Origin of the sequence: Sandarakinorhabdus sp. AAP62 (assembly GCF_000331225.1) — a bacterium.
Taxonomy (GTDB): domain Bacteria; phylum Pseudomonadota; class Alphaproteobacteria; order Sphingomonadales; family Sphingomonadaceae; genus Sandarakinorhabdus.
Genome location: NZ_ANFY01000017.1, coordinates 170033 through 191952 on the forward strand (window position 1 = coordinate 170033; position 21920 = coordinate 191952).

Sequence of the window (21920 nt, forward strand, 5' to 3'; positions counted from 1 at the left end):
CCCCGGTCCTCAAGCAATGAACTGCGGCGGGCGTCGTTCCATGAAGGCGGCAGCGCCCTCGGCGAAATCGGCGCCCGAAAACGCGGCGGCAAAGACGGCCAGGGTTTCGCCATCATCGGCGCTCTGCCCGTCCAGCACACGACGCACGAAATCCTTGGCCGCCCTGGTGCTGTGGCGGGAGGCGGCAACGATCGCATCCTTGATGCAGGAAGGCCCGCCGGCCAGCAGCTCGACGAGGCCGATCCGATAGGCCTCATCGGCATCGATCAGCGCCGCTGAAAACAGCAATCGCTTGGCCTGACCTGGCCCGATCAGATCCACCAGCAGCTTCACATCGTGCAGGGGATAGACAATGCCCAGCTTGCCCGGCGTGATGCCAAAGCGGGCCGAATGGGTCGCGATCCTGATGTCGCACGCCAGCGCGAGGCCACAGCCGCCGCCGACGGCATCGCCCTCCACCCAGGCGATGGTGGGCAGCGCAAAGCGGGTCAATTCATGCTGCGCGCGGTTGATGGCTGCCTGGTTCGCCGCCAGCCAGTCGCGATCATGGCTGTTGGCCAACAGCTCGGCAATATCGGCACCGGCGCAGAACGCGCCGCCCGGCTGCGCCGCCTGCACCACCAGCAGGCGCAGTTCCGGCCGTTGCGCGGCTTGCGCCAACAGGCCTGGCACCATTTCCCACATCGCCAGCGTGAGGGCGTTGCGCTTGTCGGCCCGGTCGATCAGCAGCCGGGTGATCGGTCCGTCATGTTCCAATCGCAACGTCATGCCCTGTCCCCTCCCAGCTCCGGCACCGGTCCGGGTGCCCATGCCTGCCCGGCAAAGCGGATCGCCGGGGCGATATGGTGGCCCCTGATCAGGCCACGTTCTGCCACGTTCGGCTGGGCCAGCGCTTCGACAAAGTCCAGCACCGGCGCGTAGGCGACGTCAAGTTCGGACATGAAGCCATCCCACGCATCGCGGCTGCGGGTACGGAATGTCTCGCGCAAAAAGGCGATCAGCGGCGCCTGGGCCGGGCCGGCATCGGCCTCGGCCAGCGCGATGAGATCGGGCCGACCCAGCGCGGTGAGCAGGCTGCGGGCGAACTTGATCTCGCGTCCGCCCAGCACGACGTGGCGGCCATCGGCCGTTTCATACACATTATAGAAGGCCGCGCCGCCCAGCGATCGCTGGTTGCTGGAATTCGGGCTTGGTCCGCCCGCCAGCGCACTGCCGGCGATGTGCGCAGTCCAGGGCAACAGACTGTCGAACATGGCGATATCGAGATAGTCGCCCTGCCCGGTCTGTTCGCGACCGATCAGCGCCATCAGGATGCCGGCCAGCCCGGTCAGCCCGGCGGCGACATCGGCCGCCGGCACACCGGGCACGGCGGGCGTGCCATCCGGGCCATCATTCACGCACAACACGCCGGCCAGCGCCTGTACCGCCATGTCGTGCGCCGGATGATGGGCCAGCGTGCCCTGCTGGCCAAAGGCCGAGATGGAACAATAGACGATGCGCGGGTTGAGCGCGCGCACGGCTTCCCAGTCAAACCCCAGGCGAGCCATCACGCCGGGGCGAAAGCCTTCGATGAACACATCGCTGCGCTGGATCAGTTCAGTCAGCGCCGCCTTGCCGGCTTCGCTTTTCAGATCGAGCACCACGCTGGTCTTGCCGCGATTGAGATTGGCAAACCAGATGCTGTGGCCATCGGCAAAGGGGCCCTGGCTGCGCGCCGGATCGCCGGCCGCAGGCTCCACCTTGATCACCTCGGCACCCTGATCGGCCATCATCAGGCTGAGCATCGGACCAGGCAGGAACTGGCTGAGATCAACCACCCTGATGCCCGACAACTTGCCCATGTCCGCCGCCTCCGCTCCAACCTCGCCCGCACCAAGTCAGCCGGCCGACAGCAAGTCAACGCTGCCAATAGTGCGGAGGGGGTGGCGGGCCGCAGCCAGCGGCAGCGATCCGCAGGCGATTGCGCGCGCCGCACGCTTTTCACGTTTTCATCACGAAATTACGACGCCCAGTGAGCGCGCGCACCATAGGTTTGATCAGGCAAGGGGTTGATGGCGAGTCGGCCCCAGCCTGCCTTGAAAATGGCGCGTGCCCGCGTCCTTTCGAGGCAGAAGATGCAGCGAATGGCAGCGAGGTGGCGACCCTCACCTGTGCCGCCTTCCTGCATCAGGCATGCAGCCGGTTCCGGCGTGTGCAGCGCAATTTGCCGGCCAATACCGCGGCGGTTGCTGGCGGTTGGCGGGGAAAGCAAGATGCGCCGCGCAATTCCATTGCCGGGCCGGGCTGAAGCCGGACCAGTCGGGGCCTCAGTTCCGCCAGCCCGAATTGACCCTTCGGGCCGCCGAACTGGGGCCTCGCCCTCCAAAGCGCACTGGGCGCGCATGGGCATCACACGATCAGATTGGTCAGGCCGGACCGCCGCGCCGCTGTCGCCCTGTCGGGTGGCTGGGGCGCCAGGATTCGAACCTGGGAATGCCGGTACCAAAAACCGGTGCCTTACCGCTTGGCGACGCCCCAACAGCCGGCCGTGGCCAGCAAGGGCTGCCGGTTAGGCAATCCGCGTGCGTTTGCCAAGCCCCAAGTTGATTTGACAGGCGCAGCCGCGCGCACCAGCATCATGGCCATGAACAACGCGATCCGCCTGTCCGAAAAATGGTTTGTCCGCGCGCTGTGGCTGATCGCGCTGGCCTTTGCCTTCTTCCTGATCGGCCTTGGCAATGCCGTGGTGGGCGATCTGCCGCAGGTGGAAGCCGATATCAGCATCGAACAGTTCATGGACAAGCCGGCGGGCGATGTGCAGCAGCAACAGGATCAGGCCAGGGCAAGGCGACTTGAAGCCGAATCCGCCCTGGACCAGGCCGAACTGAAGCGCACGGGCGCCCAGAAAGAATATGAGGCAGCGCGCGCCACCTTCGACAATTGGGTAGCCACCCGCCAGGCCACCGGCCGGGCCGATCAGGATGCCGAGCTGAAGAGCCGCACGGCGGCGCTTGATGCCTTGAAGGCCACGGAAACCGCCGCCACCCGCGCCAGCGAAGCCGAGCGCCAGAAGCTGCTCGACGCACAACAGGCCGAACAGCGCGCGGAAGCCGCCATGATCCCGTTCCGCGACGCCGCCCAGGCCCGGTTCGATGCCGCAATCGAGGCATCGGAACTCAGGGTGTTCCTCTATCGCCTCGCCCTCACCCTGCCGCTGCTGGCCATTGCCGGCTGGCTGTTTGCCAGGGCGCGCAAGGGGCGCTGGTGGCCATTCGTGTGGGGCTTCATCTTCTTTGCCCTGTTCGCCTTCTTCGTGGAACTGGTGCCCTATCTGCCCAGCTATGGCGGCTATGTGCGCTATTCGGTGGGCATCATCATCACGATGATCGTAGGGCGCTGGGCCATCATCGAGCTGGGCAAATATCTGGAACGGCAGAAACTGGCCGAAGCCCAGCCCGAAACCATGCGCCGGCAGGATCTGGCCTATGATCAGGCGCTGGCGCGATTGGCCAAGGGCGTCTGCCCCGGCTGCGAGCGACCGGTGGACCTGAAGAACCCTGACATTGATTTCTGCCCACACTGCGGGATCGGGCTGTTCGAACGCTGCGGCAATTGCAGTGCGCGCAAGGGCACATTCTCACCCTTCTGCCACAAGTGCGGCGCAAAGGCGGAGCCGGCCTAAGCCCGGGCCAGCAGCCGTTTCGCCTGTTCGACGTGGAGGATTTCGACCATCTGGCCATCCAGCGTCGCCACACCGCGGCCGGTGGCCAGCGCGGCTTCATAGGCGGCGATCATGGCACGGGCATGGGCGATCTCGTCGGCGGACGGTGAAAACACCGCGTTGCACGGATCGACCTGGCTGGGGTGAATCAGCGTCTTGCCATCAAAGCCCAGCAGCTTGCCCTGTTCGGCTTCGGCCCTGAATGCGGCCTCGTTGCGAAATTCGGTGCAGACCCCATCGAAACAGGCAATGCCGGCGGCGCGGGCGGCGATGACGATGGCTGAAAGGCTGTAGAGGAGCGGCGTGCGGCCCGGATCGCTGCCGCACTGCAGCGCCTTGGCCAGATCCGCCATGCCGGCAACCAGCCCGGCAATGCCCGTCGTGGCGGCGATGGCGGGCGCATTGATCACGCCGGCCGGCGTCTCGATCATCGCCAGCACCGGCCGGCCGCCGGACTGCGCCACCACCTGGGCGGCCTCGGCCGGCGTATCCACCTTGGGCACCACGATGCCGGCAAAGCCTTCAGCCTGCCCGGCGGCGATGTCGTCCGCATGCCAGGGCGTGCCGATCCCGTTGACGCGCAGGAACAGCGTGCGTGTGCCCCATCCGCCTTCCTGCGCCGCGGCCACGGCCGCAGCGCGGGCATCGGCCTTGGCCTCAGGCTGCACCGCATCCTCCAGATCAAGGATGACAGCATCACAGGCCAGGGTACGCGCCTTGGCAACGGCGCTGGCGCGGTTGGCGGGCAGATAAAGCGGTGAGCGCAGGCGGGTCATGTCCATGCCGGCAACGCTGCCAGCCCGGCGGCGGCGTTGCAACTCAATCGTCGGCCCAACCCGAGAGCTGCCCGCGCAGCTTGGTCAGCGCCGCCTTCTTGATCTGGCAGATGCGCGCCGCGCCGACACCGAGCACCTGGCCGATTTCCTCCAGGTTCAGTTCCTCGACGAAATAGAGTTGCAGTACCTGCGCTTCGCGTTCGGGCAGCGTGGCAATCGCCTGCGCGATGGCCGTGCGGCGGCGATCCTGTTCCAGGCAGTCGTGAGCATCAGGATCGCCACTGGCAAACCATTCGCTGTGATCGGAATAGACATCGTCGAGGCTTTCCGTTTGCGCGGCATGGGTCTGGGCGTTGGCGGCGCGATATTCGGCCAGGGGCAGCGCCAGCGCGGCGGCCATTTCCTCGTCGGTGGCGGTGCGGCCCAGCTGGCCTTCAAGGCGGCTGCGCACCTGCCCCCATTCGCGCTTGCGGCGCATGGCGGAGCGCACCAGCGTGGCCCCCTTGCGCAACTGATCGATCATCGCGCCGCGCACCCGCACGCTGGCATAGGTGGCAAAGGCGGCGTGGCCGCGATCTTCAAAGCTTCTCGCAGCCTCGATCAGCGCGACCATGCCAATCTGCACAAGATCTTCCACATCAATGGCAGACGAGACCCGCGCATGCACATGCCAGGCGATACGGCGCACCAGTTGCAGATGACTGGAAATCAGCCGTTCGGGATCAACCTGCGCCAGGCGCGCCGGGGCATAAAGGGCAGGATCAAGGCCAAGGCGGGCGTCCATCAGGCGTCTCCAGTTGGGGCGCGTTGAGGCTGGGCTGCGCCGATCACGGCCAGCACCTCCACGTCGCGGTCATCGGGAATGTCGGGGAAAGCGAGCACGGGCACGCCCGGCAGCCGGGCGCGCAGCAACTGCCACAGCGGGCGGCGCACCTGCGGCACGGTGACGATGGCAAAACGCCGGCCTTCGTTCATGGGCGCGCGGGTGGCCACGGCCACCGCTTCGGCGACGCGGGTGACCAGCGCCGGATCGAACGGATGCGCAGCGCCGGGATTGGCGCGCACCGCCTGCACCAGCAAGGTTTCGAGGCCCGGATCGAGCGCCACGGCCGCCAGCGCCGCCTTCACGCCGGCCAATTCCTGCACCATTGCCGCGCCCAGGGCGGGGCGGATCAGTTCGACCAGTTCGGCCGGCTCCTGCGATTTGGGCGCCATCTGCACCAGCGCATTGGCGATGGAGCGCAGATCGCGGATCGAAATCCCTTCCTCCAGCAACCGCTGCAGCACCTGTGTCACCACTGCAACGCTGAGCAATTTCGGCGTGAGCGCGCCCGCCAGGGCCGGTGTCGCTTCGGCCAGCGTATCCAGCAGCGCCTGCACCTCGTCCTGGCCAAGCAGGCGATGCGCGTGCGCCATCAGCAGCTGATTGAGGTGCGTGCCGACCACGGCGGCGGGATCGACGACCGTATAGCCTGCTGCTTCCGCCAGATCAGTTTCAGCCGGATCGATCCAGCGCGCCGGGATACCAAAGGCCGGATCAAGCGTTTCGCGGCCGGGAATGGGTGTGGAAATCGGGCCGGCCTCGATGGCCAGCACATCATCGGGCCAGGCATCATCTTCGCCGACCACGACGCCGGCCAGGGTGATGCGATAACGGAACGGCGGCAGCGCCAGATCATCGCGCACCCGCACCTGCGGCAGCACGAAGCCCAGATTCTTCGACAATTGCCGGCGCACGGCGGTGATGCGGGCCATCAGCGGGCTCCCACGCGCATCATCGACCATCGGCACCAGGCCAAAGCCGATCTCGATACTGGCCGGCGCACTATCGGCCACATCGGCCCAATCGATCCGGGCATCGTCGGCGGCGGCTTCGGCGGCAGCCGTTTCGGCCGGGGTTTCGATGACGGGCTTCTTCTTCAGGGCCAGCCACAGGGCAAAGCCTGCTGCCGGCGCGATGATCAACAGCGGCATGCCGGGCAGCAGGCCCAGCAGCGAGAGGATGATGCCCACCGGCAGCCACGGCGCTGTCTGCCCCAATTGCAGGCCGACCTGGCCGGCAAGATCGGTTTCCTTGCCAACGCGTGTCACCACCATGGCGGCCGCGATCGACAACAGCAGCGCCGGCACCTGCGCGACCAGGCCATCCCCCACCGCCAGCAGCAGATAGGTGGTGGCGGCATCCGCCAGCGTGAGATCGTGGGAGACGGTGCCGAGGATCAGGCCGCCGATGATGTTGATGGCCAGGATCAGCACGCCGGCCACGGCATCGCCCTTCACGAACTTGGACGAACCATCCATGGCGCCGTGAAAATCGGCTTCGGTGGTGACTTCCAGCCGGCGGGCGCGGGCTTCGTCCGCCGTGATCTGGCCGGCGTTCAGATCGGCATCGATGGCCATCTGCTTGCCGGGCAACGCATCCAGGGTGAAGCGCGCCGCGACTTCGGAAACGCGGCCGGCGCCCTTGGTGATCACCACCAGGTTGATGATCATCAGCACGGCAAAGACGAACAGGCCGACAACATAATCGCCGCCAACGAGGAAGGTGCCGAACGCCTCGATCACATGGCCGGCCGCCGCCGTGCCTTCATGGCCATGCACCAGCACGACGCGGGTGGAGGCGACGTTTAGCGCCAGCCGCAGCAGCGTCGCGTAGAGCAGCACGGTTGGAAAGGCGGAGAAATCCAGCGGCTGGCGGATGTTGATGGCGACCATCAGCACGATCAGCGCGACAGCGATATTGGTGACGAAAAACAGATCCAGCAGGAAGGTGGGCAGCGGCACCACCATCAGCGCGACCAGAATCAGGATCGCTGCCGGCATCAGCGTGGTGCGCGCGCTCCATGTGCGGGGATCGAGCGCCAATGCGTTCATGCCATTGCCGCCAGAACGAGATAGGCCATGCGGGCGCGGACCGCCGTCAGCGCCGGATCGGGCCCCGGCAAGGCGTTGCCGCCGGTCGGCAGACTGTTGCCGGCGGTAACCAGCAGGGCGCCGCCCATGTGCCGGTTGATGCGGCTGGCGACGAGATCATGCACTTCGGCCAGACTGCGGGCGCTGCCGTCCTTGTGATAGAAGGTCGAGCGATTGGCTGCTGCTGCGGCCGGCAACAGGCTGGCAGCGGCCATGCCGGGGGCCGCTGCCATCGTCTTCAGAAACTTGATGGCGCCGCCGGCCCCGAAAAAGGCCGCCAGATACAGGTCTGCCGATCCAGCCGCGCGGCCCAGGGCGCCCTCGAGGCGGGCGGCATTGTCGCGCGTGAACTCGCCGGCCATGGTGGCGGCGGCTTCGGCATTGTGGCGCAGCGACAGGATGGTCTGCCTGACCGCACCGCTGGCGCCGTGCTTCAGTGCATCGGCGGCCCAGCCCAGGCCGTGCTTTTCGCCATGGCGGGCAACAGTGGCGAGCCAGGTCGCATCGGTGAACTGGAACAGGCCGGTGGCCGACGAAGTGGCGGCGCGGGCGTTCGGATTGAGGCCGGATTCAGCGCGGGCGTTGGCCAGCAGATAGGTGAAATCAACCCCGGTGCGGTTGGCCGCGCTGCGCACCGCATCGAGCACATCGGGCGGGCCGGCAGGGCGATGGAAGGATATGGCCTGGGTCATGCCCACAATCCAAGCAAGGCGCGTGCCAGCATGGCCCCGCCATTTGCGCCAATCCGGATGCTTCCCCCCATCCCCCCCTCCCTCGCCATGGTTCAGGCCCAGCGACCGTTGCTGCCGTAGGTGACCGGATCGGGCCGGGGGATGACCGGGCCGGGGCGCAGCGCAGCAAGGCGCTTTTCAACGCTGATCATCTTGGCCCGGCTTTTCAGGATTGCTTCGCTGTTCAGATCGCGGGCCTGTTCCAGCTGCGGGCGCGGCGGCGGCGCACCGCCGGCAATGGCGGCCGACAGCTCTGCCAGCGCCCTGGCCTTGGCTTCGCTGGCCGCCAGGATGGCATCGGCATCTTCGGCATCCAGCGCGGCCAGCTCGCTCTGGATCGCGGCAACCAGGGCCTGGGCCAGATCGTCGGCTGCACTCATGGCCGGATGCGATCCAGTTTCAGCATGGCATCGGCGATCCGCAGCGGATCAACCGTGTAGCGCCCGGCCTGGATCTGGGCCTTCAGCTCCGCCACGCGCGCGGCGTTGACTGGCGGCGCCTTGGCCAGATCGGCCACCACGGAAGAGCTGCCGGGACGAAACGCCGTAGGCTCGTTGGGGGCAGCGGCGCGGCGCAGGCTGCGCGATGGGTCGGCTGCCGTGGTCTCGGTCGCTGGCTGGCGCTGGCCAATCGGGCCGCGGATCGGGCCGCCACCACCTGAAATACCGTCAATCATCATCTGGTCCTTTCCGTCCCTGCAAAGGGCGCAACGCACTTAACGGCCGTTCACCATGGGGCTTTAATCGCCATGCTCACCGTGTGTTTCAGCGCGCGAGCACGACCTTGCCGCCCTCCTCGATGCGGCCGGTGAAGCGCCGGCCGGCCGGGCCCTTCAGCGCCACGCGGTTGCCATCGGCGTCGCGTTCGGCTTCGGCCTCGATGCTCACTGCCCAGCCCTGGCCGCCGGCTTCGACCAGCACCCGCTCGCCGCGCCGGATCGCGGGACGCGCGCGGGCCTGCGGCTGAAAACCCGGGGTAAATGGCTGATCGATGGGCACATAGAGCGTCCACGCCGGGCTGGCGCAGTCGGCGCGCACCACATCGGCGCGCGCCCAGCTCAACGCCGGCGCCAGACAGGCCGGCACGACCAGGCGCGGATCGACCCGTGCGTTGGCGCCGCCGGCAAAGCGCTGCACCTGGGCTTTCAGGGCCGCGACATCGTGCAGGCCCGGAGCCAAGGCTTGCGCTGGCACCGGTCGCGCCGCGATGAGGGCGCCCAGGCCAGCGATGGCCAGGATGATGTGGCGAACAGCGGATGATTTAAGCCTGGCGCGCATGGGCCGTTGTTTCCTGTGCTGGATGGCATGTTCCCCGCGCAGTCCCCCGAGCGGTGCACCATCCGTCCAGCAAGAAGCGCGCCAACCGCCGACCCCCTCTTGCGGTGCGCCTTTCGCCGGCCTGGGGCCGGCAAGCCCTTGCCGCTCCCCCCGGCAAGCCCTTGCCGCCCCAGGCCGCCCCAATTCCAGCCCCCAATCCCGTCTTTCCGTGGTGAACCGCGCTTTGGCACGCTTGTTGCTGAGCCATGGGCATGACGATGCTTGATAGCGCCCTTGGTCTCTCTGCCGACGCCCTCAAACTCAGGGCGCAGCGGCTGGACGTGATTGCCGGCAACATCGCCAATGCCAGCACCCCCGGCTACAAGGCGCGTGATCTGGATGCGGATGGTGCGCTCGCCCGGCTGCAGGCGGCGCGCAGTGGTGGCTTTGGGGCGCTGATGTCCGAACAATTGGGCAGTGATCTGCAATATCGTAGCGCATTGGTGCCCAGCATGGACGGCAACACGGTGGAAATGGCCACCGAACAGGCCGCCTTTGCCGAAAACGCCGTGAAGTACCGCGCCTCGCTCGGCTTTCTCACCAGTCGCATCCAGACCATCATGATGGCGCTGAAGGGGGGTGAGTGATGAAGCCCATAAACGCCTCGGGCCTGAGCACTTTTGACATCTCTGGCCGTGCCATGGCCGCTCAGCTGGTGCGGATGAACGCGATTGCCTCCAACCTGGCCAATGCCGGCACCATCGCCGGCAGCGAACAGGGCGCCTATCGCGCGCTCAAACCCGTGTTCAGCGCCACTTTTGATGGCCCGGCCGCGACGGTGGATGTCGCCCGCATGGCCCGCACCGGCAGCCCCGAAAGGAAGCTCGACCCAAATCATCCGCTGGCAGACGCCACGGGCCATGTGTGGGCCGCTGCGGTCGATCCCAACCAGGAGATGGTGGAAATGGTCGAGACCGCGCGCGCCTATGCCAACAATGTCGAAGTGATGAGCACGGCCCGCGGCCTGATGCTCGAAACCCTGAGGATCGGCAAATGAACAGCGTTGATTCCACCGCAACTGTAGCCGGCGTCCCCGCCGCACAGCCGCCCACCGCCAGGGTGCCGAAATCGACGCTGGATCAAGGCGATTTCCTGCGCCTGCTCACGGCCCAGTTGCAGAACCAGGATCCGACCAAGCCGGTCGATAATTTCCAATATGTCCAGCAGATGGCGATGTTTGCCCAGATCGAGGGCGGCAGTGAAACCAACGCCAAGCTGGATGCCGTGGTCGACCGGCTCGACCAGCTGATTGCCCGCATTTCCCCGCCCGAAGCAGCAAACTGAAGGGACCCGTCGCATGGCTTTCTACACCGCATTTTCCGGCCTCACCGGCGCGCAGACCGAGATGGCGACCATCGCCAACAATATCGCCAACGTCAGCACCAGCGGCTTCAAGCGCAGCCGCGTGGCCTTTGGCGACATCATCTCCACCTCGGCGCTGCAGAACCCCAACCGCATCGTCGGTTCCGGCACCACGGTGCGCGCCATCACCCAGCAGTTCCAGCAAGGGCCGACCGAAACCAGCACCAGCGCGCTGGACATGGCGCTGGCCGGGCCGGGCTTTTTCGTGGTCAAATCCGGCGCTGGCGGCGTGCAGACGCACTTCACACGCGCCGGCAGTTTCGGTGTGACCCCCGATCGCTTTGTGGTCGACAATCAGGGCCGCACCCTGCAATTATTTCCGACCACGCCCGATGGCGCGCTGCAATCGACCACCCTGTCGAGCACGGTGCCGGCCCGCCTGCCGCTCAACAGCGGCGCGCCGCAGGCCACCACCGAAATCCGCATCACCGCCAATCTGCCCGCCGATGCCGCGATCATCGCCAACCGGCCGATCTACACGCCGCAGAACCCCTATGTGTTTGATCGCAACGATCCGGCCACCTTCAACAACAGCACATCGGAAACCGTGTTCGACAGCCTGGGCAATCCGCTGGCCGCCACCATCTATTATGTGAAGGACAGCGTGCCCAGCCTTGGCGATCCGTTCCACCGCTGGACCGCACGCGTTTTTGTCGGCAACCAGGAACTGAGTGTCGCTGGCAACCCGGCCCTGCCGATGGAGTTCGATGTCAACGGCAATCTCACCAATCCCACCACGCCGTTTGCTTTTGATGCCTTCACCCCTGATACCGGCGCTGGCGCCATGGCCATCGCCATCGATCACGGCAGCGCCACCGTGCAGCAGGCCGGCCCGTTCAGCGTCGCCCTGATCGAACAGGATGGCGTGGCATCCGGCCAGCTGGAAAGCGTTTCTGTCGAACCCGATGGCCTGGTTCGCGCCAGCTTCTCGAATGGCGAAGTGCAGGTGCTGGGCAAGGTGGCGCTGGCCAATTTCTCCAACCCGCAAGGCCTGAAGCAGACCGGCGATGCCAGCTGGGTGGTCACCCCGCAATCGGGCGAGCCGCTGATGGGTGAAGGCGGCCGCAACGGCATCGGCACCATCCTTTCCGGCAATATCGAACGATCAAACGTCGATCTCACCACCGAACTGGTCAATCTGATCGCCGCCCAGCGCAATTTCCAGGCCAGCGCCAAGGCGGTCGAGACCGACAACCAGTTGCTGCAAACCATCATCAACCTGCGGAACTGAGGCGGGCCGAACGATGGACCGGCTGATCTACACCGCATTGACCGGAATGAACGCCCGCGGGCGCGAGTCGGTGGTGACCGCCAACAACCTGGCCAATGCCAGCGTGCCGGGCTTCCGCCGCGATATCGTCGCGCAGGAAGGCCGCTATCTCGATGCCGTGCGCATGGCCGACGGCGCGTGGGAAGCCCGCGCGCAGGTGGGTTCGCCCAGTCTCGCCACGCCAGCGGTGCCGGGCAAGGTGCAGGCCACCGGGCGCGGATTGGATGTGGCGCTGTCGGCCCGGGCCTGGCTGGCGGTGCAGGGTCCGGTGATCGGCGGCGAGGTGAAGGAAGGTTATACGCGGCGCGGTGATCTGTCGGTCTCGGCCACCGGCCTGCTCACCAACGGTGATGGCCGGGTATTACTGGGAGCGAACAATGCGCCCATCTCCGTGCCGCCGGGCGCGGCGCTCACCATCGCCTTTGATGGCCGGATAAGCGCCCTGTTGCCCGATGGGCCAACCGAGGTGGGGCAGCTGAAAATGGTGGACGGCAGCGGGCTCACCGGGCGTGACAAGGCCGGCGATGGCCTCTTCCTGCCGGAAGAACCCCTGACCCGCGATCCATCCGCGCGCCTGGAAAGCGGCGCGCTGGAAAGCGCCAACGTCACCGCCACCGAGGCGCTGGTGGAACTGGTGGAAGAACAGCGCGGCTTTGAAGTGAATGCCCGGCTGATCCGGCTGGCGCAGGACATGGACGAACAGGGCGCACGGTTGATGAGACTTGATGGCTGAGGAGGGAAAGCATGACGACCGCCTTGCAGATTGCCCGTTCGGGGCTGGATGCGCTCGACCAGCGCATGAAGACGATTTCGAACAACCTCGCCAACGTTTCCACCACCGGCTTCAAGAAGGACCGGGCCAGCTTTGCCAGCCTGATGTACCAGGATGATCGCAACCCCGGCGCGGCGAGCGGGGCCGACACGCAATATGCCACCGGGCTGGGCACCGGCACCGGCGTGCGCGTGGTGGGCACCGAACGCATGCACAGCCAGGGCACGCTGCAGACCACCGACAATGCGCTGGATCTGGCCATCGATGGTGCCGGTTTCTTTGCCGTGCAGCTGGCCGATGGCACGGTTGGCTATACCCGCGATGGCGGCTTCAAGCTTTCGGCCAATGGCGAAATGGTCACCGCGTCTGGCCTGCGGCTGGCGCAGCCGCTGACCATCCCCGATGGCGCCAGCCAGATCACCATTTCGCCCGATGGCATCGTCACCGCCGCCGTGGCCGGCCAGGCCGCGCCGGTGGAAGTGGGGCAGTTGCAGCTCACCCGCTTCCTCAACCCCGCCGGGCTGATGCCAGTGGGAGACAATCTCTATCGCGAAACCGCCGGTTCGGGGCCGCCCACGCTGGGCGTCGCAGGGCAGGCCGGGATGGGCAATATCCGCCAGGGCATGCTGGAAGGATCGAACGTGTCCACCGTGCAGGAACTGGTCGACATGATCGAGACGCAGCGCGCCTATGAGATCAACGCCAAGGTGATCAACGCGGCCGACGAGATGAGCCGCTATGTGGTGCAGAATGTCTGAGCGGCAATCGGCGCAGCTTTCGCTGGCCTGCTGGCTGCTGGCATCGGCCATCCTGTTCGTTCTGGCGCAGCCGGCGTTTGCGGCCAAGAAGCTGCGGCCGATCCCGCCGGCCGTGGTGGCGGCGCCGGTGCTGCTTGCCATCCCCACCGGCAGCCTGTTCAACGCCCAATATTTCAGCGGCCTCGTCACCGATCGGCGGGCGCGGCGGGTGGGCGATCTCATCACCATCCGCCTGGTGGAACGCACCCGCGCCAGCAAATCCGCCAGTGCTGAATCCGGCCGCGAGAGCGACAATGCGCTGCGGTTTCCGCCGGCCATTCCGTTCGCCGACACGCTGAATCGCGCCACCCAGGGCGGCGCGACGCAAAGCTTCAGCGGCAGCGGCTCCGCCGAGCAGAACAACGAATTGTTTGGCGAGATCACCGTTACCGTCGCCGAAGTGCTGCCCGGCGGCGTGCTGCGCATTGCCGGCGAAAAGCGGCTGATGCTCAATCGCGGCGAAGAGCATCTGAAATTGACGGGCCTCGTGCGCATCGATGATCTGGGCTTCGACAATGTCGTGCCCTCCACCCGCGTTGCCGATGCCCGCATCCGCTTTGGCGGCACTGGTCAGGTGGCCGACAACAGCCGCCAGGGCTGGCTGGCGCGCTTCTTTGCCAGGATTTCCCCACTGTGATCCGCTGGCTTGCCCTTCTGTTGCTGATGCTCGCCAACGCACCGGCCAGCGCCGAGCGGGTGAAGGACATCGCGCGCTTTTCCGGCGTGCGTGCCAACGCGCTGACGGGTTATGGCATTGTGGTGGGCCTGACCGGCACGGGTGACCAGAATCTGGAATTCACCATCCAGTCGCTGAAATCCGCCACCGCCCGGCTGGGCGTGCTGCTGCCGCCGGGCGTCAACCCGCAGTTGCGCAACGCCGCAGCGGTGATCGTGACGGCGGAACTGGCGCCCTTTGCCAAGCCCGGCCAGCGTCTGGACGTGACGGTGGCGGCGCTGGGCCAGGCGAAATCCCTGCGTGGCGGCACGCTGCTGCTGACAGCGCTGCAAGGGCCGGACGGCGAGATTTACGCACTGGCGCAAGGGTCGCTGGCGGTCGGCGGTTTCGGTGCGGAAGGCCGCGACGGCAGCCGAATCGTGGTCGGCACACCCGCCACCGGCCGCGTGCCGGGCGGCGGCATCATCGAACGCGCCGTCGCCTCACCGTTCACGGGCAGCGGGCCGTTGTTCCTTGATCTCAACGAACCCGATTTCTCCGCCGCCAAATCGGTGGCCGATGCCATCAACCGCAATTTTGGCGGCGAAGCGGCCCGCGCCGAAGACGGTATCCGCATCGCCATCAACGCGCCTGATGCGCCGGCCAGCCGCATCGCGCTCGCCGCCCGCGTGGAGGCGCTGGACGTCACCCTGCAGCCGCCCGCCGCCAAGGTGATCGTCAACGCCCGAACCGGCACAGTGGTGATATCGGGCGAAGTCCGCATCCTCCCCGCTGCCGTCGCCCACGGGAACCTGACGGTGCGGGTGACCGAGAACCAGCAGGCCAGCCAGCCCGGCCCGTTCGGCCGCGGCCAGACGGTGGTCACCCAGCAATCCACCGTGGAAGCCGGCGAAGCGCAGACCCGCATGAACCTGTTCGCGCCGGGGGCAAAGCTGGGCGAGATCATCGATGCGGTGAACGCGCTGGGCGCCGCGCCGGGCGATCTTGTCGCCATCCTCGAAGCCCTCAAGGCTGCGGGCGCGCTCAGAGCCGAACTGGTGGTGATCTGATGGAGATCAAGCCTGTCACGATGCCCATCACGCGCCAGCCTGATGAAGTGAAGGCCGCCAAAAAGGCCGGCCAGGATTTCGAAGCCCTGCTCGTCACCCGGCTGTTGAAGACGGCGCGCGCCGCCAAGCTGGGCGATGACATGCTGGGCAACAATGATCAGATCCGCGACATGGTGGATGACCAGCGCGGCCGCGCCATCGCTGCCGCTGCGCCGCTCGGCCTGGCGCAATTGCTGGCGAAGGAGGCAGGCAAATGATGGACCTGCTCTCGCTCGGCCGCTCCGGCGTGCTGGCGTTCCAGAATGCGCTCAACGCCACCGGCGACAATGTGGCGAATGCCGATACGCCCGGATTTGTCCGCCGCCGCATCGTGCTCGCCACGCAGCCGGCCGGCAGCGGCGGACCCTTCCAGCGCGCCACCCTGAGCGGCGCCGGCGTGCGCACGGCCGCGTTGGTGCGCGATGTTGATCCGCTCAAGGCCAATGCCGCCCGCATCGCCAGCGGCGATCAGGCCCGGTTCGGCGCTCGCCTCGATTGGCTGCAGCGGCTGGAGTCGCTGGCCGCCACCGCCGATGTGGTCGGCCGGGTCGGCGGTTTCTTCGATGCCGCGACAAGGCTGGCCGCCGCCCCCACCCAGCCCGCAGCACGCACCGTGTTTCTGGATGCGGCCGAAGATGCCGCTGCGGCGTTCGCGGGCCATGGCCGCGACCTCGAACAGCTCGAAGCCGATGTCCGCGCCGAAGCCGGCCTGTCGGCACGGCGGGTGAACGATCTGGCCGCCGCCCTGGTGCGCGTGAATGATCAGCTGCGGCGCGGCGACCGGGGCGATATTGCCGCAGCCGGCCTGCTCGACAATCGCGACCGGTTGCTCGCCGATCTGGCGGATGAAGTGCGGATCAGCGTAAGCGAAGGCGAACGCGGCGTGGTGGAGGTCAAGCTCGGCTTTGGCCCATCAGCGGTGCTGCTGGTGCCGAGGGCCGGCAATTCGAGCCGCATCGGCATCGCGCCCGATGGCCAATCCGTGCTGCTCGATCCCGATCATGCGCCCGTGCCGCTGCGGCTGCCGGCGTCGGGGCGACTGGCGGGCCTGCTGGAAGCCAGTGGCCAGATCATCCGCGCCCGCGCCGCGCTGGATGGCAGCGCCGGCAGTTTTGCCACGATGGTCAACAACTGGCACCAGCAAGGTATTGATGCGCTGGGCCAGCCCGGTCAGGCGATCTTTGCCACCACCGCCACCCGCACCAGCGTGGGCAAGGCCAATGCCGGCCAGGCGCCGTTGGATGTGGTGCTGGCCGATGGTGCAACCCCCTTTGCGGGCGGCTATCGGCTGATTGCCGAAGCCGGCGGTTTCACCCTGGCCCGCACCGACAACAGCGCCAGCATCACCGGCCCCTCGCCCTTGTTGCTGGATGGGTTGACCGTCACCATCGGCAATGGCTGGGTGAGTGGTGACCAATGGACGGTGGCGCCGCTGACCGGCGCGCAGGGGCTGAGCCTGCGTCCCTTGCAGCCGGCCGAGGTGGCCGCGGCCGCGCGTTGGCAGATCGATGGCCTGCCCAGCAATGGCGCCCGCAGCCTGCCCGAGATTTTCGACGATGCCACTGCGCTCGCCCTGCCTGGTGGCGACACCACGCCGCCGCCGTGGCGCATCACGGTGATTGCCGGCGGGTTGGCCGAGATCCGCGATCCCACCGGGGTCAATCTGCTGGCCACCGTGCCCGCCGATGGCAGTTTGATCGAAGGGCCGGGCGTGCGATTCCGCATTCCGGCCGATGCGGCAGAGGGCGATCTGTTCCGCATCGCCCCCACTCCGGCAGGCGCGCAGGACAATCGCAACCTGCTCGAACTCGGCCGCCTACGCGCCCAACCCGGCCCCAACGGCACGATCGAGGCGGTGCTGGATGCCGATCTGGCAGGCATCGGCGCCGGCGTTTCCGATACAAGGCGGCTGGAAACGGCCGCCGCCAGCCTGAAGGAGGATGCCGCGCGCGCCAATGATGCGGTATCGGCCGTCGATCTGGAAAAGGAAGCGGCTGAACTCACCCGCCTGCAGGCCGCCTATCGCGCCAATGCCCAGGTGATCGGCGTGGCGCGTGACCTGTTCGATCAGATTCTCGGGCTCGCCCGATGATCCCGCCGCTTTCCGCCCGGGCCGGCCATGATGCCGCCGTCCGCCGCCTGAAGGGGCTTTCGGAGCAATTGGCGCAGGTGCAGGAACAGATCAGCACGGGCAAGAAACTGCAGAAGCCCGGCGATGATGCCATCGCCTTTGCCCGCACCGCCACGCTGCGCCGCGCCGACGGCCAGGCCGAAGTGCAGCGCAAGGCGATGGATGCGGCCAGTGCCCGGCTTTCGGCCAGTGAAGTGGCCTTGGCCAGCATTGCCGATCTGGCGGCGCGCGCCAAGGAACTGGCACTGGCGGGCCGCAACGGTGCGCTCAATGCCGGCGATCGCCGCGTGCTGGCGCTGGAAGTGCGGGAGTTGGCCGCCGCCGCCCGCGGGCTGGCCGAAGCGCGCGGCGCCGATGGCGAGGCGCTGTTTGCCGGGGTTGGCACCCCGCCGGCCTATGCCGATGATCCCGAAGGCCTCGCGACCTGGGCCGGGCTGGGCGCAGCGCCGGAAGTGGCCACCATTGGCCGCCGCATCGCCGCCGGCATCACCGGGCCGGAAGCCTTTGGCGTGACCGAACCGCTGCCGCCGGTCGACCCGCTGGCGCCGCCGCCGGATCCGAACGTGCCGCCGCCGCCCCGCCAGCGCAATTTCTTCGACAGTCTGGCCCATCTGGCTGACAGCCTGGAGGAGCCACGCCCGCTGTTCTTCGATGCCGCGATAGACGAAGCGCTGGCAGCCATCGACGATCATGTGGGTGGCTTGGCCGCCGCACAGGCGCTGCTCGGCGCGCGGGCGGCGCGGCTGGAGGCCGAAAGCGACCGGCTCGATCGCAGCCAGCTCGAACTGAAATCCAGCCTGTCGAAGCTGGAAGACACCGACATGACCGAGGCGATTGCCCGGCTCGACCGCTTGTCGGTGGTGCTGGAAGCGGCGCAGGCGAGCTTTGCCCGCGTGTCACGCCTCAGCCTGTGGGACGATATCCGCTAGGCGCTCTGGCACAGAGAGATACTCGCTCATGCCGAGCTTGTCGAGGCACGCACCACAGCCGGCGGATGCCTCGACAAGCTCGGCATGAGCGGATTTGAGATTGGTTCCAGTGGGGCAGTCATCATTAAGTCCGTTCTGAACGGGCCGTAATCCGGGGGAACCCTTCACCCTGCGGAGCCGGCCCCTGCATGCTGTCCATCATCGGCCTTGTCGTGCTCATCGTCATGGTGTTTGGCGGTTTTGCCATCACCGGCGGCAGCCTGGGGCCGGTTCTGCACGCCCTTCCCCACGAATTCCTGATCATCGGCGGCGCCGCTGCCGGCGCCACGCTTGTGGCGACCGATATCAAGGGAATCAAGGAGATGGGCGGCGGTCTTGGCAAGGTGGTGAAAGGTCCCAAATACAAGAAGGCCGATTATGGCGCGGCGATCTTCCTCACCGCGCGACTGATGCGCCTGTTCCGCACCGAAGGGCCGACGGCCGTCGAACCGCATATCGAAGACCCGAAATCCTCCAGCATCTTCGCCGAATATCCGCAGTTCGCCGCCGATCATTTCTTCATCGATCTGGTGACGGATTCGATCCGGCTGCTGGTGGTGTCCACCGGCACATTGTCCCCCAACGCGGTCGATGAAGTGATCGAAACCCATATCGACACCCACCACCACGCCGCCCTGAAGCCCGTCGAGCGATTGCAGACCATGTCGGACGCGCTGCCAGCGCTGGGCATTGTCGCGGCCGTGCTGGGCGTCATCAAGACGATGGGCAGCATCGATCAGCCGCCGGCCATCCTGGGCGCCATGGTCGGGTCCGCGCTGGTCGGCACCTTCCTTGGCGTTCTGCTCAGCTATGGCATTGTTGGCCCGCTGTCGGCGCGGCTGAAGGCTGTGATCGATGAAGACAGTGAAATCTACATGGTGGTGCGGCGGGTGATCATCGCCACCTTGAAGGGCCAGCCGCAGCCGCTGGTGATCGAAGCGGCGCGCACGTCGATCAGCCCCACCCATCAGCCCAGCTTCAGCGAGATTTTTGACGGCATGCGGACAGCAAAGTGAGGAGCCGTCCGTGAAGCCTGAACTGAACATTGAACCGGAAGTCATTATCAAGAAAGCAAAAGGGCACGGCCACGCCCACCATGGCGGCGCGTGGAAAATTGCCTATGCCGATTTCGTCACTGCCATGATGGCCTTCTTCATGCTGCTCTGGATCCTGGGCGCCACCAACGAACAGCAGCGCAAGGGCATCGCGGATTATTTCACCCCCACGGTGATCCAGATGCAGAACAGCGGCGGTTCCAACGGGCTGTTTGGCGGCCGTTCCGTGACCGCACCCGATGGCGCGTCCATCCGCCCCGAAACCACCGGCAGGCGGCCGGTGACGGCCGCAGGCAGCGACAGCGCCGCAACCAGGCCCGGCGTGGGCGAAGGCAGCAATGCAGCATCAGGTCAGCAGGGCCAGGCCAGCGGCAACAGCGGCAAGCTGGCGCGGCCCGGTGACGCGGAAGCCGCCGCCAGGGCTGCCGCCGAAGCGCGGGCCCGCGACGACGCCGCGCTCGACAAGGCCGCTCAGCGCATCATGGCCAAGCTGGAGGCCGATCCGACGCTGAAAGGCCTGAAGGGCCAGGTGCGTTTCGTGAAGACGCGCGACGGGTTGCGCATCGATCTGGTGGAGCGCGCCGATTTCTCCATGTTCGGGCTTGGCACGGCGGCCCCCACCAGCGATGCCGGCGAACTGGTGCAGACCGTGGCCCACGCCATCGAGGACATGCCCAACAATCTCACCGTGCGCGGCCACACCGATGCGCTGGGCTTCTCCAGGCCGGGCGGCACCAGCAACTGGAGCCTTTCCACCGCCCGCGCCGATGCCACGCGCCGCCTGCTGATGGGTGCCGGCATCCCAGGCAGCCGCTTCCGCCGCATCGAAGGCGTGGCCGATACCGATCCTTACGTGAAGGACAAGCCCAACGATCCGCGCAATCGCCGGATCAGCGTGACCCTGCTCTATCAGGATCCGGCCTGATCACTCCGGCGCCAGCGGACGCCCTTCGAAACGGGCGATGGCGTGCTTCACCACCTTGTCCAGCGCCTGTGTGGAGAAGAAGCCGCCGGGGATCAGGCAATGATCGATCAGCACCCGGCGCCAGGCGGCAAATGTCTCGGCATCAGGCGGCGTGGGCCGTTGCCAGAAGGCATCAAGCCCGTCCTGGAAGGTGATATCGGGCATGTCGTAAATGGCTTCGCCCAGCACGATCACTGGTCCGCCCATGGCCAGACCAAGGGTGCCTGTGGTGCTGTTGATCGTTACCATGCCGCGTGCCCGGGCGCTGATCGCCTCGATGTCGCCGCCCACCAGATAATCGATGCGGTCTGCCGCGTTGAAACGCGCGGCAATGTCGGCCGTTACCTGCTGCCAGTCGCTCACGCCGTTATCGAGCGGATGTTCCTTCACCAGCAGCCGCACGCCGGCCGGGGCATGGGCGGCAAAGGACTCGATCACGGTCTTCAGCGCATCGGCAATGCCCACGAACGGCGAATGGATGCGGATTTGGGCATCGCTGTCCAATTGTAGCGGAAACAGGAAATAGGGTGCGCCAGATGCTTCAAGCCGGGCCAAAAGCTGCGCGCCAGCCGCCTCCCGGCGCTGCTTGCGCCACAATTTGCGCGCCCAGCCCATGCCTTCCACCAGCGGGTGCCAGGGGCGGTGGTTGTTCCAATGCGGATAATGCCAGCGGGTCAGCACATCGGCGACATTGTAGATCACCCCTTCCAGCGCGCGGCGGGGAAAGGAAGATTGCACCCGTCCATGCGGCGGCACCGGCGGCAACTGGGCGGCACGGCGGCGATAATAGTCCGGATCGCGCGGCAGGCTGCTGTGGCCGTTCACGCCGCCTTCTTCCATCGTCACCCAATCGGGGCGGACATAGCCTTCTTCAAAGACATGCACCCGCACACCCAGTTCGCGGCAGATGGCGCGGGCCACGACATGATAATCGCGGCAATCGCCAAACAGCATCACATCGGTCACGTCATGCTGGCGGATCAGGCCGCGAAAGGCCGCCGGCCAGTCTGCCTGGCTGCCGCGATAATCGATGCCGCCGGGCAGCCGCCAATAGGCGCGGTCACCCCCATTGAAATTGACCTTGTGCACCCGGTAGCCGGCGCGGATCAGGCCCTGGCCCAGCCGGCGGAACAAGGGCCCCATCAGCCCCTGCAGCAACAGCACGCTGCGATGGGCCGGCGACGGTGCAGATGCATGCTGCAAAACAGGGATTGCGCCAGTCGCGGGACTGGTCATCTCAGGCCTCACGGGCGGCTCCAACTCTGGCTCTCGCGCTGCCTTTAGGGTGGGTTGCTGGCATTTGTCGACAGGCTGGCTGCGAATTGCGGCGACACTGGGGCCAACGCCTCGAACATGCTGGCATTGCGAAGCCTGGCCGGACTCGCCAGCGTGAAAATCTGC

General features: G+C 66.8%; 24 protein-coding genes and 1 tRNA gene. 14 read left to right on the plus strand and 11 right to left on the minus strand.

All coding sequences use genetic code 11. From position 1 onward, the window contains the following. Window positions 1–9 precede the first annotated feature (9 nt). From D619_RS0113995 to D619_RS0114010, 3 genes are all read right to left on the minus strand, one after another. Window positions 10–768, minus strand: coding sequence for an enoyl-CoA hydratase-related protein (locus D619_RS0113995; RefSeq protein WP_017669229.1), 759 nt, complete (start codon window positions 766–768; stop codon window positions 10–12). After that, on the minus strand, window positions 765–1841 hold the full coding sequence (locus D619_RS0114000) for a CoA transferase (RefSeq protein ID WP_017669230.1): 1077 nt from the start codon (window positions 1839–1841) through the stop codon (window positions 765–767). The genes D619_RS0113995 and D619_RS0114000 overlap by 4 nt, the downstream gene beginning before the upstream one ends. A gap of 601 nt (window positions 1842–2442) precedes the next feature. Beyond that, window positions 2443–2517: transfer RNA gene (locus D619_RS0114010), tRNA-Gln, on the minus strand. Window positions 2518–2587: 70 nt separating this feature from the next. On the opposite strand from D619_RS0114010, the gene D619_RS16810 reads away from it, so the two are divergent. Further along, the gene (locus D619_RS16810) at window positions 2588–3661 is read left to right on the plus strand and encodes a zinc ribbon domain-containing protein (protein ID WP_017669232.1); all 1074 of its coding nucleotides are present in this window, start codon (window positions 2588–2590) and stop codon (window positions 3659–3661) included. Here the strand turns inward: D619_RS16810 and D619_RS0114020 are convergent. The 7 genes from D619_RS0114020 to D619_RS17470 form a co-directional block, all read right to left on the minus strand. After that, window positions 3658–4482 carry a CoA ester lyase gene (locus D619_RS0114020; RefSeq protein ID WP_020480501.1) on the minus strand — a complete coding sequence of 275 codons (825 nt, stop codon included), beginning with the start codon at window positions 4480–4482 and terminating at the stop codon, window positions 3658–3660. The genes D619_RS16810 and D619_RS0114020 overlap by 4 nt on opposite strands. 37 nt (window positions 4483–4519) lie before the next feature. Then, the gene (locus D619_RS0114025; RefSeq protein WP_017669234.1) at window positions 4520–5260 is read right to left on the minus strand and encodes a FliA/WhiG family RNA polymerase sigma factor; all 741 of its coding nucleotides are present in this window, start codon (window positions 5258–5260) and stop codon (window positions 4520–4522) included. Continuing rightward, the gene (gene flhA, locus D619_RS0114030; RefSeq protein WP_017669235.1) at window positions 5260–7350 is read right to left on the minus strand and encodes a flagellar biosynthesis protein FlhA; all 2091 of its coding nucleotides are present in this window, start codon (window positions 7348–7350) and stop codon (window positions 5260–5262) included. Before flhA ends, D619_RS0114025 begins: the two co-directional genes overlap by 1 nt. After that, window positions 7347–8081 carry a transglycosylase SLT domain-containing protein gene (locus D619_RS0114035; protein ID WP_017669236.1) on the minus strand — a complete coding sequence of 245 codons (735 nt, stop codon included), beginning with the start codon at window positions 8079–8081 and terminating at the stop codon, window positions 7347–7349. Before D619_RS0114035 ends, flhA begins: the two co-directional genes overlap by 4 nt. 92 nt (window positions 8082–8173) lie before the next feature. Next, window positions 8174–8500 (minus strand): hypothetical protein, encoded by a 327-nt coding sequence (locus D619_RS0114040; RefSeq protein ID WP_017669237.1) that lies wholly within the window; start codon window positions 8498–8500, stop codon window positions 8174–8176. After that, complete coding sequence (flgM, locus tag D619_RS16815; RefSeq protein WP_017669238.1) at window positions 8497–8799, minus strand: flagellar biosynthesis anti-sigma factor FlgM; 303 nt, start codon at window positions 8797–8799, stop codon at window positions 8497–8499. Before flgM ends, D619_RS0114040 begins: the two co-directional genes overlap by 4 nt. A gap of 85 nt (window positions 8800–8884) precedes the next feature. Then, the gene (locus D619_RS17470; protein WP_017669239.1) at window positions 8885–9397 is read right to left on the minus strand and encodes a hypothetical protein; all 513 of its coding nucleotides are present in this window, start codon (window positions 9395–9397) and stop codon (window positions 8885–8887) included. 251 nt (window positions 9398–9648) lie between these two features. On the opposite strand from D619_RS17470, the gene flgB reads away from it, so the two are divergent. The 13 genes from flgB to D619_RS0114115 all read left to right on the plus strand — a co-directional run bounded on the left by flgB (window position 9649) and on the right by D619_RS0114115 (window position 20480). Next, window positions 9649–10023: a flagellar basal body rod protein FlgB gene (flgB, locus tag D619_RS0114055; RefSeq protein ID WP_026091068.1), complete on the plus strand. Its 375-nt coding sequence runs from the start codon at window positions 9649–9651 to the stop codon at window positions 10021–10023. Further along, complete coding sequence (gene flgC / locus D619_RS0114060; RefSeq protein WP_017669241.1) at window positions 10023–10433, plus strand: flagellar basal body rod protein FlgC; 411 nt, start codon at window positions 10023–10025, stop codon at window positions 10431–10433. The genes flgB and flgC overlap by 1 nt, the downstream gene beginning before the upstream one ends. Beyond that, complete coding sequence (locus tag D619_RS16825) at window positions 10430–10720, plus strand: flagellar hook capping FlgD N-terminal domain-containing protein (RefSeq protein WP_017669242.1); 291 nt, start codon at window positions 10430–10432, stop codon at window positions 10718–10720. Before flgC ends, D619_RS16825 begins: the two co-directional genes overlap by 4 nt. A 13-nt stretch (window positions 10721–10733) precedes the next feature. Beyond that, window positions 10734–12029, plus strand: coding sequence for a flagellar hook protein FlgE (locus tag D619_RS0114070; protein WP_017669243.1), 1296 nt, complete (start codon window positions 10734–10736; stop codon window positions 12027–12029). A 13-nt stretch (window positions 12030–12042) separates the two neighbouring features. Further along, window positions 12043–12801, plus strand: a complete 759-nt coding sequence (locus D619_RS0114075) for a flagellar hook-basal body complex protein (RefSeq protein ID WP_026091070.1) — start codon at window positions 12043–12045, stop codon at window positions 12799–12801. An 11-nt stretch (window positions 12802–12812) separates the two neighbouring features. Further along, a complete protein-coding gene (gene flgG, locus D619_RS0114080) occupies window positions 12813–13598 on the plus strand; it encodes a flagellar basal-body rod protein FlgG (RefSeq protein WP_017669245.1) in 786 nt (261 codons plus the stop codon). Further along, window positions 13591–14274 carry a flagellar basal body L-ring protein FlgH gene (locus tag D619_RS0114085; protein WP_017669246.1) on the plus strand — a complete coding sequence of 228 codons (684 nt, stop codon included), beginning with the start codon at window positions 13591–13593 and terminating at the stop codon, window positions 14272–14274. The genes flgG and D619_RS0114085 overlap by 8 nt, the downstream gene beginning before the upstream one ends. A gap of 26 nt (window positions 14275–14300) precedes the next feature. Further along, window positions 14301–15362, plus strand: coding sequence for a flagellar basal body P-ring protein FlgI (locus tag D619_RS0114090; protein ID WP_051033516.1), 1062 nt, complete (start codon window positions 14301–14303; stop codon window positions 15360–15362). Next, window positions 15362–15619, plus strand: a complete 258-nt coding sequence (locus D619_RS16830) for a rod-binding protein (RefSeq protein ID WP_017669248.1) — start codon at window positions 15362–15364, stop codon at window positions 15617–15619. The genes D619_RS0114090 and D619_RS16830 overlap by 1 nt, the downstream gene beginning before the upstream one ends. Next, window positions 15616–17493, plus strand: a complete 1878-nt coding sequence (locus D619_RS0114100; protein ID WP_017669249.1) for a flagellar basal body protein — start codon at window positions 15616–15618, stop codon at window positions 17491–17493. Before D619_RS16830 ends, D619_RS0114100 begins: the two co-directional genes overlap by 4 nt. Then, window positions 17490–18461 (plus strand): flagellin, encoded by a 972-nt coding sequence (locus D619_RS0114105; RefSeq protein WP_017669250.1) that lies wholly within the window; start codon window positions 17490–17492, stop codon window positions 18459–18461. The genes D619_RS0114100 and D619_RS0114105 overlap by 4 nt, the downstream gene beginning before the upstream one ends. Window positions 18462–18649: 188 nt before the next feature. Continuing rightward, window positions 18650–19516, plus strand: coding sequence for a flagellar motor stator protein MotA (gene motA / locus D619_RS0114110; protein WP_017669251.1), 867 nt, complete (start codon window positions 18650–18652; stop codon window positions 19514–19516). 10 nt (window positions 19517–19526) lie between these two features. Then, the gene (locus tag D619_RS0114115) at window positions 19527–20480 is read left to right on the plus strand and encodes a flagellar motor protein MotB (RefSeq protein ID WP_017669252.1); all 954 of its coding nucleotides are present in this window, start codon (window positions 19527–19529) and stop codon (window positions 20478–20480) included. Here D619_RS0114115 and D619_RS0114120 read toward each other — a convergent pair whose 3' ends face one another. Beyond that, on the minus strand, window positions 20481–21683 hold the full coding sequence (locus D619_RS0114120) for a capsular biosynthesis protein (protein ID WP_017669253.1): 1203 nt from the start codon (window positions 21681–21683) through the stop codon (window positions 20481–20483). It abuts the gene before it with no gap. Window positions 21684–21920 lie beyond the last annotated feature (237 nt).